The sequence below is a fragment of the Polaromonas sp. genome (assembly GCF_016185115.1).
Classification (GTDB): domain Bacteria; phylum Pseudomonadota; class Gammaproteobacteria; order Burkholderiales; family Burkholderiaceae_C; genus Polaromonas.
In genome coordinates, this window is record NZ_JACPOF010000017.1 from 512,695 (window position 1) to 528,572 (window position 15,878).

Here is a 15,878-nt window from a genome sequence, read left to right on the forward strand (position 1 = left end):
TTGAACGGTTATGCTTGCTTTTTCCCACAGCAATGCACTCTTTTAGACCGCGTTCATGAGCATTTTTGTTATCGACGAGCATCCGCTGATGCGTGAGGCCATCGCGGCCTTGCTGGCCCGCATGGGCCGTCCGGCTGTTGAACTGGGCAACATCGCTGCTGCCGCCGAAGCGGCGCAGGCCCATGGCACACCTGAACTGATTTGTATTGAACCCGGCGCGGCAAACCTGGACGGCGCCTCCGTCATAGGCCAGTTGCACAACCAGTTTCCCGACGCGGCCATCGTGGTGCTCACTGCATCGACAGCACCCGACGCTGAAAGCCGTGCCCTTGAAGCAGGTGCCCAGGCCTTTCTTCACAAATCAGCAAAAAGCGCCGACATCGCCCATGCCTTGCAGGCGTTTTTGGCCAAAGGGGCCACGCCCGATAACGCCAATGCCGCGATGCCAGAGAAATTGTCGAAACGGCAAAAGCAGCTGCTCAACCTGCTCGACAAGGGCATGAGCAATCGGGACATCGCCGAATCGCTGCAGATCAGCGAGCACACGGTGAAGGTGCATCTCTGGCGGCTGTTCCGCCGGTTGAACGTCAAAAGCCGCTCACAGGCCAGCCACCTCGCACGCACGCAAGGCCTGCTGTAGACCCTTGCCGGAGCCTGGCCGCCGGTCACCGGCATGAATCGTATGACTTCCGGCCGATAAATGCTATAAAAAATATAGCTACTCACGTGCATATCTATTGGCCCAGAGGCTTAAAACACCGTCAAAAATGGCCTCGGGAACCGGTTTTTACGGCTTTTTGAGGCCACGGGCCCGGCATCAAACCACTTAATGCATCATTTATAAATCATTAAGCACTTATGGTGCTTTTAGTGATGCATTATTTTATTTTAGCTGCCCACAAACATCAGGCGAATCGTCCTGGTTCGCCAAGCGGCAGGCGGTTATCGAAATTGCTTACACTTGACCGGGCTTTGTGTTGATGCGCATCCAAAGTCCCAGCGCCAGGCCCGTTCCGGCAGATTCCAGAACCTTTCAAACAAGTTCTTAATGTGACTCCGGCCCCACCCCGTCAGGACAGCAAGCCGTCGGCCTCGCGCATACCGGAAGCTGCCACGCCTGTGTCTGCTTCTGGCGGCGCGTGGTGGCTGGCCCTGCTGCAGTCAGCGCTGCTGGGCGTGGTCTATGCGGTGCTTTCAACGCCTGCCGCCTTTACCGCCAACGACAACACCCTTGCCGCCATCATCTGGCCGGCCCCGGCCATCGCCGCAGCGTGGCTGTGGCGGCTGCCATACCGCCAATGGCCGCCATTTCTGATCGCCGTGTTTGTGGCCATGCTGTTTGTCGGCAACTTCGATGCGCTGTCTGTAGGCGCCGATTCGGCCTTTGCGGTGCTCAATGTCTTTCAGGTCGCGCTTTACAGTTGGGCCGGCCGCCGCTTCATCAATGAGCGCGGCGAGATAGACACCACACGCAAGCTCGCGCGCTTCATGGTGCTGCTGGCGCTGCTGTGCACCGGCGTGATCGCAGGGCTGGGTGCCACCATAGGGGCGGTGACCAAACACACCTTCTGGCTTGACGAATGGCGCGTGATGATGGTGGGCAATGGCCTGGCCATCCTGGTGCTGCTGCCGGCACTGCTGGCCTGGTGCCCGGCCGACCGGCGTGCGCAGGCCCGGGACGAAGCAGCCAGCTTTGCCTGGACGCCGACCATCGCGGCAGCCCTGTCGGCAGCGGTGTTTGTGCTGGCGCTGTTTCCGCGTTTTCCGGCAGAGCTGCTGCGCGCACTGCTGTCGCTGGTGCTGGTCTGGGCGGCCATACACGGCGGGCTCAAGGCCGCTTCTTCAGGCCTGCTGGTGGCTGCTGCGCTGGGCATAGGGCTGACCTTTGTCGGCCTTGGGCCTTACGCATCGCCCACCAGAAGCGAAGGCATCTGGGACCTGCAGCTCGACCTGGCCGGGCTGGCGGTGCTGTCGTTTTTTGTGGCGATCACCGTGTATGAGCGGCAAAAGCTCAATCGCCGGCTGGACAGCGCACGGCGCTTTGAGTCCATGGGCCTGCTGGCAGGCGGCATTGCACACGACTTCAACAACATCCTGGGTGCGGTGGGCGGCTATACCGAGCTGGCCAACGAGCAGCTGGCCAATGAGAAGTCGGGTCCGGGCTCTGCGGCCCAGGGTTCGCTGCGCGAGGCAGCGCTGGCCGTGGCGCGCGGCAAGGACCTGACCGAACAGATCCTGCTGGCCGGGCGGCGCGGCGAACGTGCACGTGAGCGCATCGATTTCAGGGATATTGTTCTGCAGGCCACATCGCTGGCGCGGCCGCTGCTGCCCGCAGGCATAGAGCTCTCGGTCAGCGTACCGCTTGCCGGTGTGCCCGTGCTGGCGCACGAAGGCCAGGTGGTGCGCGCGCTGCTGAACCTGGTGCGCAACGCATCGCAGGCGGCCAGCCAAAAAGTCAACGTCACTCTCACCATAGCGCCTCAGGACACCAACGCCATGATGGGCGCCGACCAGGTGGTGGGAGAGATGCCAGAGGCCGCTTTTGCCTGGGTCGACGTGACGGATGACGGCAGCGGCATTCCGCCAGCGCACATGCATCAGCTGTTTGACCCCTTCTTTTCGTCACGCGCAGCCGGTGGCAAGGGCACCGGCCTGGGGCTGGCCATCGTCGCAGGCGTGGCGACGGACCACGCAGGCGGGGTGGCCGTCTGGAGCGGTCACGGTGCGGCCACGCGCTTCAGGTTCATGCTGCCGCTTGCTGCAGATGCCGCATCCGGCATCGAACCGTCCGCCAGCGGCCAGGGCCAGACCGTGCTGCTGCTGGAGCCCGATGAGGAACTGCGGGAGTGCGAAGAGAACCTGCTGGCCGAACTGGGTTTTGAGCCCCTGGGTTTTGCGCAGGCTGAAGATGCTCTCGCGGCACTTGAACAATCGCCGGGCGATTTTTTACTGTTCATGACCAGCGAAGATTTCACAAGCAGAGTCACGGCGATGGCCCCTTCATTGCCGGTGATCGCATACACCCAGGAGCCCCACGATTCAGCCAGCATCAGCCAGGCCGGGCGGGTGGTCAGCCTGCCCGCAAACCACGACCTTGCCGCCCTCCATAAAGCAGTGACAATGGCGACAGGCGCCACACCGGGTGCCGCCACACAGACCCTGACACCTAGCCAGAGCCTATGACTTCGCAACACCCTTCAGCCATTCTTGTCGTAGACGACGACGACTCCCTTCGCAAGCTGCTGATCGACTACCTGGCCGGTCACGGACTGAATGCGACCGGCGTGGGCACGGCCACGGAGGCCGTCAAGGCCGTGGCCACCAAAAAGTACGGCCTGGTGCTGCTGGACCTGGGCCTGCCCGATGGCGACGGCATAGACCTGGCGCGCAAGTGGCGTTCCGAATCGCCCATGTCCATCATCTGCCTGACGGGCCGGCTTGAAGAAGCCGACCGCGTGATGGGCCTGGAGCTGGGCGCCGACGACTACATCACCAAGCCGTTTTCGCTGCGCGAAGTGCTGGCCCGCATACGCGCCGTCACACGCCGTGCGACGGGTGCGCCCGCAGGCGAAGCACCGCAGGCCAGCGTCAACAGCAGCCAGGTGCAGGTGCCGGTGACGCGCGGCAAACACCCGCGCGCCTACCGCTTTGCCAAGTGGTCGCTCAACCTCAACACCCGCAAGCTGCTGACGCCCGAGGGCAAGCCGGTGTCGCTGACGAATGCCGAATTCAACCTGCTGACGGTCTTTCTCGCCACGCCGGGCCGCATCATCTCGCGCGAGCAGCTGCTGGAACGCACACGCGCATTCGACGATATCTACGACCGCGCCGTGGATGTGCAGATCCTCAGGCTGCGCCGCAAGCTCGAAACCGATACCCGCAACCCCAAACTGCTGTGCACGGAGCGCGGCGTGGGTTACTTTTTAAACACCGAAGTGGAAGCGCTGTGGGAATGAGCACCTCCGATATTTCCGGACTGGGCAAGCGTCCGGTTGAAGGCGGTGAAACGCCAGTGGGCAGCGAAGTCCGCGAGGACATTGCCTTTGAAAAGCTCGAAGTCGAGATGGCCAAGCTGACCAGCGCCATCAACAGCCCGCTGATGGACTGGAATGTCATCAACCAGCTGTGCACCGAACTGCTTGCAACCAAAGGCAAGGATTTGCTGGTGGCCTGCTACCTGGCCGCCGGCCTGCTGGAGACGCGCAGCCTGGCCGGCCTTGCGGACGGGCTCAAGGTGATTGCCGACATGCTGGAGACCTACTGGGACACGCTGTACCCCTCCCTCAAGCGGATTCGCGGCCGGCGCAATGCGCTGCAGTGGCTGGTAGACCGCGTTCAGCAGCGCGCCACGGAAACCGGCTGGGCTGACCTGCCGCCCATGGAGGCCACACTCTCTGAAGCCCTGCAGGCCAGCCTGAGCACCATTGATGCCACGCTGATGGACAAGGACAGCGACGCGCCCTCGATCCGCAGCCTGCTGACACTGGTGCGTGCGCTGCCAGTGATTGAAGAAGCTGCGGTTACCCCACCTGCAGCCGCAGTTGCCGGACCCACGGGGGACTCAAAACCATCAGTCGGGACAATCGCGGACGCGCCTGCAGCATTGGTGCTCGACTCAGCCGATCAGGCCGAACAGGCGCTGGACAATGTATGCGCGCAACTGGCTCCGATAGGCGAATTCCTGCTGAACGCAGACCTCACCAACCCGCTCCCCTATCGGCTGGACCGTCTGGCGGCATGGACGCCCATCAATGCCCTGCCGACAGCCGATGCCGGAGGCGAAACGCATTTGCCGGGCCCTATTTCGCAGGTGGTGGACGCGCTCGAAAAACTCAAAACCACGCAGTCCGACGAAGACCTGGTGCGCCTGGCAGAAACGCAACTGGCGGCCTTCCCTTTCTGGCTGGACCTCAACTGCATTTGCGCCACGGCACTGGAGCGACTGGGCAGCAAATATGACGCTGCGCGCCTGGAAGTCTGCGGCGAGACCGGCAGGCTGGCCGCACGACTGCCCGGCATAGGGAAACTGGCTTTTGCAGGCGGCATGCCCTTTGCCGATGGCGACACGCTGGCATGGCTTGCGGGCCTGGCTTCAGCGCAGGGTGACAGCAGTGCACAGACCAGCAAGCCGAAGGGGCGCGACGCCATCGCGGCAGCCATCGGCAATGCACGCGCGCTGGCGGCGGGCGACGACCTCACTGGCGCTGTCAACGCGCTGCAGCAGGAACTCCTGGCCACCGATTCGCCGCGTGACAAGCTCTACCTGCAGATCAGGCTGTGTGAACTGCTGCTGGTGCAGAGGCCGGGCGCTGCGCTCGATGCATTTGCGTTTTCCATCGTCGACACCATGGACAGGCACCTGCTCGCAGACTGGGAACCGGCATTGGCCATTGACGGCCTGCAGGTGGCCTACAAGGTGATGACGCGCAATGAGGACAGCAAGGCCGTGGCCGATGGCCTGCTCAAGCGCGTGCTTGCGCTGGACGCCTCCGCGGCGTTCAGGCTGGTGAGCTGAACGGCAGACTGAACGGCAGCCTAGCGGGTGGCAGTGGTGCCGCGCGCAGAAGAGGTCACAGAAGAGGCTGGGGAAGCAGGTGGTGACACCGGCAGGGCCAGTTGGGCGGCGGCAAGCTCCCTGAACATGGCCTGGGTGTCCTGCGGCCTGTGTGCTGCAAACCGGGTATCCCAGCACACGCCGATCTGTTTGGGCAGGCTCACCTCGGTTGTGGAGGTACGGGTCACGCTGGCAATTTTGGCCTGCAGGCCACGTTGCTGCTGGGCGAACTGGCCGTCCTGCAGGCGCTGCTTTTCCGCCGTCTTTTCCTTCTCCTGTCGGTCCAGCGCTTCGAGCTGCTGGTTTGAACGGAGGATGGCGTCCTGTCCGTCAAAGGTATAGCGCACCCCAATCTGGCGTACGCCCATCGCATCAAGCCGGCCGCGCGCCGCCGGGAATTCATCGGCATTGAACTGCCGCACGCCGTCGCGGAAATCCTGCAGGAAACGGATCACACCGCTTGAGCCGGGATACTTCTTCGACAACACCAGATCGTCGATCTTGATCTGCAGGTTGACCTCGCCGCACAGGCGCTCACCCAGCGGGAAACTGTCGGTCACCGGGAAATTGAAATTGCTGATCACGCGCGCGCCGGCGGCGCACTGGATCGACAGCACGGTCGCAAAAGGTTTTGATTTGGCGCCCGGGTTCACGCTGGTCGGCTGTGTGGTGATGGTGAGTTGCTGCACCTGCGCCTTGAGCGCATCCACCTTTGTTTTCACATCGGCCAGCACGCGGTCGATTTGTGCCAGCGATTGCTGCGCCTGCAACTGCTCTTTTTCACCGGCGAGCTTCTGGCTCTGGTCTTCCTGCTCGATGCGCTGCTGCATGACCAGTTGTTCAACACGCTTGCCCGCCGCATCGTTGAGCATGGGCAGGAACTGGCGCGTGAAAGGCACGCTGTAGCCCAGCGTCTGCACCACGCCGAAGCGGTTGGAATCGCGCGTCAGAAATGGCTTGGCCGGGCCGTCGGCAAAAGCCCAGACGCTGCCTTTGGCGCCGTAAAGCTGGTCCACCATCGAGGACATGTTGGCTGCCGTCTGCAGGGGAAAGTCCACCTTGGATTCCCATTCCTTTTGCAGGCTGCAGGAAGTTTGCTCTTCTGTGTAGAGCAGCACAAAACGCAGCGGCGCACCCATCAGTTGCCAGACGGCCTCTTCATTGGGGCCGGCAAAACCGACCAGCTTGCGCAGTGCGATGAGGTTGTCGGCCGCGGCCAGCATGGCAGATGATTTGACGGCCGGGTCAATGCCGAAGGCATGGAAGTCGGCCGCCACCTGCCACGCTTTGGCAGGCCCGCCCGACACCTCGGCGGCGATGGTGTTGATGCCGGTGAAAAACTGCTGCATGGTGCTCACGGCATTGAGGTTGTTCTTGATGGTGCTTTCGCCCTGCGCGGGCGCACCGGACAGCACCTCCTTCATCGCCTTGCCGCCCACGGTATTGATGGCGCCCACCACCTTGACCGCTTCACCCGCAGCGCCCAGCCTGACAGCCTGTGTGCGTACCTGGCCCAGCTGGCGCGATAGCTGCAGCCAGCCCGGCAACTGGTCTGTGGCTTCGCCGGCAAACTCTTCATTGAGGCGGTCCATGACCCTGTAATAAGGGCTCTGTACGCCCGCAATCAGGCCCAGCGCGGCCCGCCACTCTGCCTCACCTGAAAGCGTGCGTTCAGTGCCCGGGAAATCCGCCACGAACTTCTGCCAGGCCTGCAGGCGCTGCTCCTTGTACCAGACCTCAAAAGCGCGTTTTTGCGCCAGGAATCTCGGACCGTTGTCTATGCTGCGTTCCATCTCCACCAGGAAACGATCAATGTACTTTTTTCCTTCAATGGTGAATGCCGCAGCCACCGACGGCAATTCGACGCCGGCTTTCGGCGCCGCCACGCGGGCCCCGTTGCGCCAGAAATCATTGACCGTCACCGATTGAAGCGCCGGGTTGGACGCGGCAAGCCCTGTCAGCCAGGTCAGGTTGGGGTCATTGAATGCCAGCCGGTTAAGAAGCTGCTGCTGTGACTTCAGCCGCTGCGGAACATAGTTGTCACCCGGCGGCGACCACGCGATGTTGGCCGTGTGCAGGTCATTCAGGCGTGCAAAAAGTTCGGGGGTGTAGCGGGCCACATACTCACGTTGCGGCATGGCCCTGAGCTGCTTGAGGTCCGCACCATGTTCACGCGCATGAAGCTGGTTGATGTAACGCACGATATTGCGCATTTGCCGCGGGAACTCATTACCGGGGTCACTGACCACCACCCGCTCGATATCTGCGTTGTAGTTGGCGTCGTCAATCGGCAATATGTATTTCCGGAAATTGTCGATAAAGCTGTTCTTGAGACGGTCTTCAAGGTCATCCATGTTGGTGCTTTCCACCATCCACTGGCTGCGCCAGTTGTCGTCGCGCGCCTCCATGAGGGCCACCGAACTGGCAATTTTTTCGAGCGTGGCCGCATCATCCTCAATGCGCCCGACAAACTTCGAGTTGAAGCCGTGTCTGTCCTCCAGCAGGTGCAGGGTTTCAAGATTGGAAACAAACGCGACCGTCATCAGGATGGCCACAGCCGTGCTGAGCAGCAGCCACGACAGCAGGCCCAGGTTCTGGGTCGCAGACCGCCACGGATTGCGCAGCGAGGCGGGCAGCGAAATATGGCGGTCCTGGGGCAGAACGCGGCCGAAAAAGTCGTGCAAGAACAGGCCCGCCGTATTGCCCGCATGGCGCGGCACCGGCGGCAGCACATGGCCGAGAAGGTTTGATATCGCACCGCCCTCCTGCAAGCCGCTGCTGAAGAACAACCCGCGCAGGAAGGGCGTTTCAAGGTAGGCGTTGTCTCCCAGGCAGGCCTTCAGGAAAACGTCCATGCCGGGCTTGAGTTGCTGGAACTCGTTGGGGAACAGCAGCAGCTCGGGCGCAATCTGCGTGCTGCGCGCCATCAGGCTCACGCGCAGGGCCTGCAGCCGATCACCTATGCTGCCAAATGCCGCATCGACAAAACGGGTCTGCCCTGGCTCGTTGCTGCCTGACTCGGCCAGATAACCCATGGCCTGCTCAAGTGCATCCTCGGGCAACTGCTTTGCCCATTGCTCAAGACCATAGACGCGGTCGCACTGCGTGACCAGGACATACACCGGAAAGCGTTTGCCGAAAAGCCGTATGAGCTGCTCGATACGCTCGCGAATCACGCGGCCTTCATCTACCAGGGCATCACGGTCGGGATGCAGCAGGCGTTCTGTGCTGATGGCCAGCACCAGGCCGTTGAGGCCTTCCTTGCCGCGATATTTTGCGAGCAGGTCGAGGCCGAGCTCCCATTCACTGCGGTCCTGTTCGAGGTCGGCGGCTTCGACATAACGCCCAGCGCAATCGATCACCACGGCACGGTCAAAAAACCACCAGTCATAGTTGGCGGTCTGCTGTATGGGGGCGCTCTGGTTGACCTTCTGGATCGATGACGCGAGACGGCTGCGCGTCAGGGCGGTGGTCTTGCCTGTGCCGGACTTGCCCACCACCATGTACCAGGGCAGCACATAAAGGGGATTGCCAAAACGCTTGAGGCTGGAGTTGCGCAGCGTGGCCACCGCACTGTTCCACTTTCGTAGCAGTACGGCGCGTGGCGATGCCTGCCTCACCACCTGCCCCTGGCCCGCCGCCGTCAGCTGCGCCATGCGGGTGCGCGAGCGGTAAACCTGAACCAGCCGTATGGTGAATTTCACAAGGGCGTACAGGCCCAGTACACCCAGGAAAACCGCAAGCATGGCCCACAACGGCCATTGCATGTAGAGCGTCAGGCCCCAGCTGACAAGCGCCAGAATCACCAGCGCGAAGACCCATATCAGAAATGTGCCGAGTTTGCCCATCACTTGATCTGGGCCATCAGCGAATTCACCATCTGCCAGATGATGATGTGGTACACGCCGTACAGCACGGCGAGGATGATCAGCGGTACCAGCAGGACGTTAAAAGTCAGCGAAGAAAACTTCCAGTCCCAGCGGCTGGCAGGCTTGCTGCCCGCATCGCCCTCAGCGGCATGCAGGTGTGCATAACCGTCGGGAAACATCAGCTTTTCCATCTCGGATGTGAGACCCAGGCCCTCACGCTGTGCGCGTATGTCACGCAGCATGGGCTGCAGGGTGGCCTGCCGTACGTCCGACAGCGCCTTGGCATTGCGGTCGTAACCGTAGCGGCCCGCGAATCCCAGGCTCAGGCAGTAGAAATAGACCTCGCGCACCTGCATCTGCCGGGCATCCAGCACTTCCAGCCGCTTGAAAAATGCATCGCCAGCATTGGTGACATTGAAGTAACGCCGCTGGAGCAGGTGACGCGCCCACTCGCCAGCCCCCGCCCAGGGCGTTGCCAGCAGGACTTCATCGGCCCATGCCAGCACCGCAAACAATGCGTCTTCGGTATCGGTATCGCTCATGCCCGCGTCACTGGCCGCGTTGCGCGACTGCGCAATCAGTTCGTCGAGTTGCTGGCGCACCGAGGCGAGGTCACCCGAAGGCTGTATCTGGAACTGCCTCAGGAACGCCAGCGGTGCGATAAAACAATCGATCAGATGCACGCTATCTCCGCAGGACGACGATTTCTGCCTTCAGGTCGTCAGGCGCATCGAGCCAGTAAAGCGCTATGGTCCCTTCGCGCTCGACGACCTCCCACTGCTGGCTGACCTGCTCGATACGGAAATAGTACGAGTAGGAACGGCGCGGCAGACCTTGCGGCGCAGCCGTCATGTGTATCAGCTCCAGCCCTGGAAGGGCATGGGCGATGAGGCCAGGCATCTCGCGCAGGGCCGCGAGCCGCACATCGCGCTGAACGGAGCTGACAACCCAGTCCATGTCTTTTTCAGTGCGGATGACAAGATAGAAGCGGTTGCGCTGGCCGAAGAAATTGCGCGGCAGGCTGCCGACATGAAAGCCATCACGGTATTCAAGAATGGTCAGGAACTCGGGGCCTACCGTGATCTCGTTGAGCAGGTGTCCCACCATGGTGCGCACGCGGTCAAAACACTTGCCCAGATCGGTATGCTCATAAGGCGGCAGACCGGGCGTGCCGTCCTGGGCTTCGCCAAGCATGTTGAAGCGCTCGGAGAAGGAACTCAGTTCGCCGACCAGCTGGCGCATCGCGCCGTAGGCCAGCCACGGGTGCACCTGTTTTGTTTCGGTCAGGTGAAACAGGTAGGGACTGGCGCGATTGAGTGACCGCAGCGCCAGCAAAAACACCATGTAGCTCGCATCGAACTCGGCCTTCTGCATTTCGCGCGGGCTTTTGTACTCCTGCAGCTGGCGGGCGCGGCCGGTCAGCTCATCACGCAAATCCTTGATAAGGCGCATCAGGACATTCGACCCGGAAATGGCATAGGCCGGCGGGATGAAGCTGTCCGACAGCTTGATGACATCGCCGTCACGCACCAGCCGGGCGATGGGGATCAGGGTGTAGTCCTGCAGCTTGTCGATTTCAGATTCGAAAAAAATCTTGACGACGTGAAGCAGGGTGCGAACCTGCGCATTCGGTCCGTCTGAATAAAGGTCTGCGGTGTCAGGCGGCGCGGCCAGTGTGGCAAAGCGCGTGGCTGCGGCACCGGCTTCTGCGAGCCCGGGTACGACGGTCACGTTCTTCTCGCTCGCGCTCAGGGTCTTGAGCCCGAGGTAAACCGTAAAGGGCTTGTCGCCCTCAACCCAGTCGGTTGCAAAGGCGCGCGGCCTGATGACCGCATTGCCCGGGTATTCAACATAGGTGCGGTCCGGAAAAATCAGCTTGGCGGACTGCACCTCCACCGTCCGGTTGGCGGTGGCAGCCTCGGCAAGTTCAAGTTCGCCCACACCCCAGAAATGCGGCAGCCCCGACTCCTGCAACGGCTTGGACTGGAACTGGCTATGCAGGTCAGCCATCTGGAAATGCTGCGACTGCAGGAACATCCCCTGATGCCAGTAAATACCCTGTTTTTCTTCCATATCGCCGTGTTGCCTTCTATTTGTCCAGCTTGCGGAGTGCGCTGCCCATATTGACCGCGTTTTTGGCGTCTTCGGCAGTCAGCTTGATTTCTTTTCCGCCACCATCCAAGGGTACCGCCTCAAGCCTGGGTTTTGCTGCGGGATCATGATTTAGCCGTTGTGCATTCACCACGCCATCCGCCCCCAGGTTCAGGCGCAGCGCCAGTGTTGCAGGCGCGGCCTTGTAGGTCGTGGTGACCAGCCCGTCACTTTGCACCGTCAGCGGAATCTGGAAGAGCCTCGTGCTTTTGGCCGCATCCATCTGGTAATAACCGGCGGCGATACCCACGAATTTTGCCTTTTGCGCCCTGTCCACCGCAAAAATGGTGCGCTGGCCCGGTGTCACCACATACCGCACAAATTGCACAAAGGGATCACCACCCTTGCCGGTTTCGAGCGCCTTTCCAAGCATTGCCGTATCGGCTGCCAGCTTGTAAAAAGCGGCCGGATCTTCCATCTGGTAGATGCCCAGCAACAGGGTGTGGGCCTCACCGTCATATTGGTTCAACCTGGGGTCAGCCTCGATTTCAATCAGCACCCCATTTTCAGCAAAATCCCAGGCAATTTCCGCAACCGCCTCCTTGCGCGAATTGCCACCCATCAGTGAGTTGGCGGCGGCGCAACCGGCCACGGAAAGGATCACCCCGCACATGATCAGACCACCCGCAAGCCGACGCACGGCGCGGAGCAAAGTTCGCTGGCAAGTAGCGGTAATTTTTGTCATTTTCATGGCCGACGCTCATAATAAGCCATGCGTATTCGCGCAATCACCCGGCTCACAGGGGATTTACCTCTGACACCATCATTCCAGGCCCCCCACGGCATGACGCGTCTCGCCACGGGTTTGACGTGCCTGGCGCTGGTATGTCCGGCCGCAGCCCAGACGGTTGCCGAGACGCTGCCAGATGCAGTCGTTACGCCGGTCATAGCGCCTGTCCTGTATTCCTACGCCACCCTCGCCAGGCAGGAAAGCGCCAGACCCATCTGCTGGCAGGTATTGGTTCCGCAAAGAGATGTTTTGATCCGCGAGCACAACGCAAAACCCTGGCTTTTGCGAAACCTCACGCCCATTGTTGGCGCTGCCATGGGAGGGGTCGTCGGCGGGCTGCTGCTCAGGCACCATGCCAGCGCCATCGCGGCCAAACGCTGGATGCTGCCGGCCGTGGGCGCCGGTGCCGCCGGAGGCTATCTGGCAGGCCCTGGAGGCGTTACCGGCTTTGTGCTGGGTGGAGGCATTGCCGACTACGCGCTGCGCGGCGCGCTGGGCCGAAAACTCGGGAAAGGCAAGGTGCCGGTGACCGTGGGTGTCGCACTGGGTGGCGCCGTAGCCGGCATGAAACTCTGGGAGATGGTGTTCCCGCCGGATGTACCGCCAGCGCCCGCTGCAGATCCGGAAGGCGATGTGGATGCGGAAGTGTTTGTCCGCGACGAAGTATGCGGCACGAGCACGCAAACCGCATACACCCAGTCCCTGTACCGGGTCGGCTACCGTTTCAACGGAGAAGAGCTGGTGGCAGAGCTCCCCTATGATCCCGGCGAGGCGCTGCTGCTCACATCGACCGGCAACATCACCGGCCCGGCCAGGGTACGTCTGGACTAGGCCGGCACTCACTTCAGGCTCAGGATGGTCGCGCTCACTTCGCTGTCATCAGTTTCATTCGCATACGGCATGAAAAGAATGGCATCGGGACAGCCCTTCACGCGCACAAAGTAGGAGCTGTTGGCGTCAACCTGATTGCGCACTGCCCATGCCGTGAACTCGCGGCTGCCGGCCTGGATTTTCAGGCCTTGCTGTGCGTACTCCAGCGTCGTCTTTTCGGGCAGCCTGCCTTTGGAGCCCACCGCCTGGAAATTGATTTCAGCACCCTCCCCCGTCACGCCGAAAACGACGCCACGCCATGCACCTTCGGAAGGCCCGATCTCAAACCATTGCCCGAGGCGTTCATCGCCCTGAATGTCCAGCCGGTATTCAGGCGCTGCAGCTTTGCCTGGCATGTTGGCCCTGGCCACAATTTTGGCGGCCCACGATGCGGCAGACTCTTCGGCGAGGGTCGCTGACTGCAGGATCTGCGGCAATTTGTCTGGAGCAGGCGCTGCGGAATTCCACAAAAACACAATCTGGAAGCCCGGCCCCTTGATCTGGCGTAACGAGGCAGCCATCAGGGACAACGCATAACGCACACCAGGTTTGGCCATTTCGGCGTCGTCGGCCAGAACCAGCCACAGGTCTGCCTTCGCATCAAGCAGGGCCGTCACCGCTGAGCGCCAGCTCATTTTTTCCGGCGCATCGGCCCAGAAATGGCCGGTGCAGTTGAGACCATACTGTTTGAGCACAGCGGTCACCGCACTGACGCGCGGCTGGTTCTCGGTCAGCGCGCTGATCCAGACGTTTTTCATGTGTGTTCCTGTCGGTGCGTTTGGGGGTTTCCCACTTCAGCTCATGATCATGACGACGGCCTGGCTGGGTGCCAACACAGAACCGACAGCATTGCCCTCGTTCTGTTTGGTCGGGTCACCCAGGCGCACCGCGGGATTGCCCTCGAGCTTGACCGTCATGCTGCCCATGATGAATTCGGCAGCGCCCATCATCTTGCCCGACACCACGCCGCCCGCGACCCCCCCCTGGTCACCATTGCTCATGCTGATCTTGGAGGATTTGGTGAGTGCGGGCATGCCAGCTATCAAAACCTTCATCGTCGCTGGGTTGCCCATCATGGGCATGGCGATGTTGGGATAGGGAATAGGGATGGGTGGGGCGGGTGGTGCAGGTGTCTTGCAGACATCGGGCATGGCCATGCATTGGCCGTTTTGTTTGGTGACTGCGAACATATGACTTCCTTTGTACCGATCAGCCGAGATCGATTTTTTCAGCGTCGATCTTGACCTGGCCCTCTGAAATCATGCTGGTATGTTTTGACTTCAGGTGAAAGCGCTCGGCGACCTGCAAACGCATGCGGCCTGCGCGGGTTTCATCGAGGTTCTCGGTCCAGCGGAAGCTGTTGGTGGCTTTCTGAAGCAGGCGCCCGACCGTGGAGTTGATGCTTTGCGCGACCGTGGTCACGTTGCCCAACACACCGCGCAAATCCCTGATGGAAGTACGCAGGCTCACAAACTGCATGTCAGCCTCGACAGCCTTCATTTCCACCTGCGGCGCACTGACGCTCACCGACTGCCCGCCCTCCATGGTGATCTCGCTGGCAGTGAAAGCCAGCTTGCCGCCGCCCGCGGTGATGGCAGCCCCGCCCGGCAGGGCCAGCACCCCGTGGGAAGGATGCGCGCGGGACAACACCGCGAGGATGTAGGGCACGCTGGTCACACCCACCGTCACACCTCTGCATACCAGCACCGTATCGCCACACTCCGGCGCAATCAGGCAGCTGTCGGCACGCAGGGCACGATCTGCACCATCTGCATCACCAAGGAAAAACCATTTGTCTGCCTGCCCGGTAACCGTGGCCGACACCAGACTTATGCCTTTGTCGAGGGCTGTGGCGCTTTGTGGCAAAGAAGTATTCAACATCGTTTTCTCTCCTTCAAAATCGGGTTTCTATTCAGGCTGCCTGCCAGCGCTCTGCGCGCGCCAGCGCTTCGTCGGTTTCACGTACACCGCTGCGTTGTGCGCCGTCCCAGCGGGTGCCACTGTCGCGAACAGAATGCAGGTTGGCACCGCTCAGGTCTGCGCGGCTGAAGTCGGCATTCGACAAATCGGCATTCGACAAATCGCAATACACCAGGCTGGCATGCGCAAAGCCGGCGTCGCCAGCCTTGATGCGCTGCATCATGCACATGTGCCAGCGTGAGCCTTCACAGCGTGCCCCGGTCAAGTCGGCATCACTGGCATCAGCCATTTCAAATACGGCGCCCGTCAAATTGGCCTGAACGAGTTTGGCACCCAGCAAGGCGGTGTAGTTGCCACGCACACCAGCCAATTGGGCTTGCTGTAAGTTCGCACCGATAAAACTGGTGCGGTCCAGCACCGTACCGGAGAAGTCGGCAGCCTGCAGGTCAGCGTTGTTGAAGATGGTCATGGTCAGGTCACACCCTGAAAACCGCTGGCCGGACAGCTTGCAGCCTTTCAGGTAAGCCTGTACCAGTTGCGTGCGCGCGAAGTGCACCGTCGTGAGGTCGGTATCCATGACCGTCCAGCGCGTGAGGTCGGCACCTGCAAAGTCCACCTTGCTGAGGATACATGCGTGAAACGAAGTGGACTTGACCCGTTTCAATAGACACCTGATAAGGTCGAAATTGAAAAGGAGAAAAAGTCATGAAGAGAGTCAGCTACACAGCCGAATTCAAGGCTGAGGCAGTCAAACAAGTCATTGAACGGGGTCACGGCGTGGTGG

At 61.3% G+C, this 15,878-nt stretch carries 13 protein-coding genes; 5 read left to right on the forward strand and 8 right to left on the reverse strand.

The annotated features are described in order from the left end of the window. The first annotated feature begins 55 nt into the window (after positions 1-55). The 4 genes from HYX42_RS12575 to tssA all read left to right on the forward strand — a co-directional run bounded on the left by HYX42_RS12575 (position 56) and on the right by tssA (position 5,515). Entirely contained in the window at positions 56-640 is a 585-nt protein-coding gene (locus HYX42_RS12575; RefSeq protein ID WP_293403440.1) for a response regulator transcription factor, read from the forward strand. A 410-nt stretch (positions 641-1,050) separates the two neighbouring features. Continuing rightward, complete coding sequence (locus tag HYX42_RS12580; protein WP_293403442.1) at positions 1,051-3,183, forward strand: MASE1 domain-containing protein; 2,133 nt, start codon at positions 1,051-1,053, stop codon at positions 3,181-3,183. Further along, positions 3,180-3,956 (forward strand): response regulator transcription factor, encoded by a 777-nt coding sequence (locus tag HYX42_RS12585; RefSeq protein WP_293403444.1) that lies wholly within the window; start codon positions 3,180-3,182, stop codon positions 3,954-3,956. The genes HYX42_RS12580 and HYX42_RS12585 overlap by 4 nt, the downstream gene beginning before the upstream one ends. Beyond that, a complete protein-coding gene (gene tssA, locus HYX42_RS12590; RefSeq protein ID WP_293403446.1) occupies positions 3,953-5,515 on the forward strand; it encodes a type VI secretion system protein TssA in 1,563 nt (520 codons plus the stop codon). Before HYX42_RS12585 ends, tssA begins: the two co-directional genes overlap by 4 nt. Positions 5,516-5,535: 20 nt before the next feature. Here the strand turns inward: tssA and HYX42_RS12595 are convergent, their stop codons facing one another. From HYX42_RS12595 to tssJ, 4 genes are read right to left on the reverse strand one after another with little or no spacing between them, the layout of a single operon-like run. Next, entirely contained in the window at positions 5,536-9,402 is a 3,867-nt protein-coding gene (locus tag HYX42_RS12595) for a type VI secretion protein IcmF/TssM N-terminal domain-containing protein (RefSeq protein ID WP_293403448.1), read from the reverse strand. Then, entirely contained in the window at positions 9,402-10,106 is a 705-nt protein-coding gene (locus HYX42_RS12600) for a DotU family type IV/VI secretion system protein (RefSeq protein ID WP_293403450.1), read from the reverse strand. The genes HYX42_RS12595 and HYX42_RS12600 overlap by 1 nt, the downstream gene beginning before the upstream one ends. A gap of 1 nt (position 10,107) precedes the next feature. Next, on the reverse strand, positions 10,108-11,496 hold the full coding sequence (tssK, locus tag HYX42_RS12605) for a type VI secretion system baseplate subunit TssK (protein ID WP_293403452.1): 1,389 nt from the start codon (positions 11,494-11,496) through the stop codon (positions 10,108-10,110). Positions 11,497-11,512: 16 nt separating this feature from the next. Beyond that, positions 11,513-12,187, reverse strand: coding sequence for a type VI secretion system lipoprotein TssJ (gene tssJ / locus HYX42_RS12610; protein WP_293403454.1), 675 nt, complete (start codon positions 12,185-12,187; stop codon positions 11,513-11,515). Positions 12,188-12,358: 171 nt separating this feature from the next. Here tssJ and HYX42_RS12615 point away from each other — a divergent pair, with 171 nt between their 5' ends. Next, positions 12,359-13,135 carry a hypothetical protein gene (locus HYX42_RS12615; RefSeq protein ID WP_293403456.1) on the forward strand — a complete coding sequence of 259 codons (777 nt, stop codon included), beginning with the start codon at positions 12,359-12,361 and terminating at the stop codon, positions 13,133-13,135. A gap of 8 nt (positions 13,136-13,143) precedes the next feature. On the opposite strand, the gene HYX42_RS12620 is transcribed toward HYX42_RS12615, so the two are convergent. The 4 genes from HYX42_RS12620 to HYX42_RS12635 are packed head-to-tail and all read right to left on the reverse strand — an operon-like array spanning position 13,144 to position 15,758. After that, positions 13,144-13,932: a hypothetical protein gene (locus HYX42_RS12620; protein WP_293403458.1), complete on the reverse strand. Its 789-nt coding sequence runs from the start codon at positions 13,930-13,932 to the stop codon at positions 13,144-13,146. A gap of 36 nt (positions 13,933-13,968) precedes the next feature. After that, complete coding sequence (locus HYX42_RS12625) at positions 13,969-14,364, reverse strand: PAAR-like domain-containing protein (protein ID WP_293403460.1); 396 nt, start codon at positions 14,362-14,364, stop codon at positions 13,969-13,971. A 19-nt stretch (positions 14,365-14,383) separates the two neighbouring features. Then, the gene (locus HYX42_RS12630; RefSeq protein ID WP_293403462.1) at positions 14,384-15,055 is read right to left on the reverse strand and encodes a DUF3540 domain-containing protein; all 672 of its coding nucleotides are present in this window, start codon (positions 15,053-15,055) and stop codon (positions 14,384-14,386) included. 31 nt (positions 15,056-15,086) lie between these two features. Beyond that, entirely contained in the window at positions 15,087-15,758 is a 672-nt protein-coding gene (locus tag HYX42_RS12635; protein WP_293403464.1) for a pentapeptide repeat-containing protein, read from the reverse strand. Positions 15,759-15,878 lie beyond the last annotated feature (120 nt).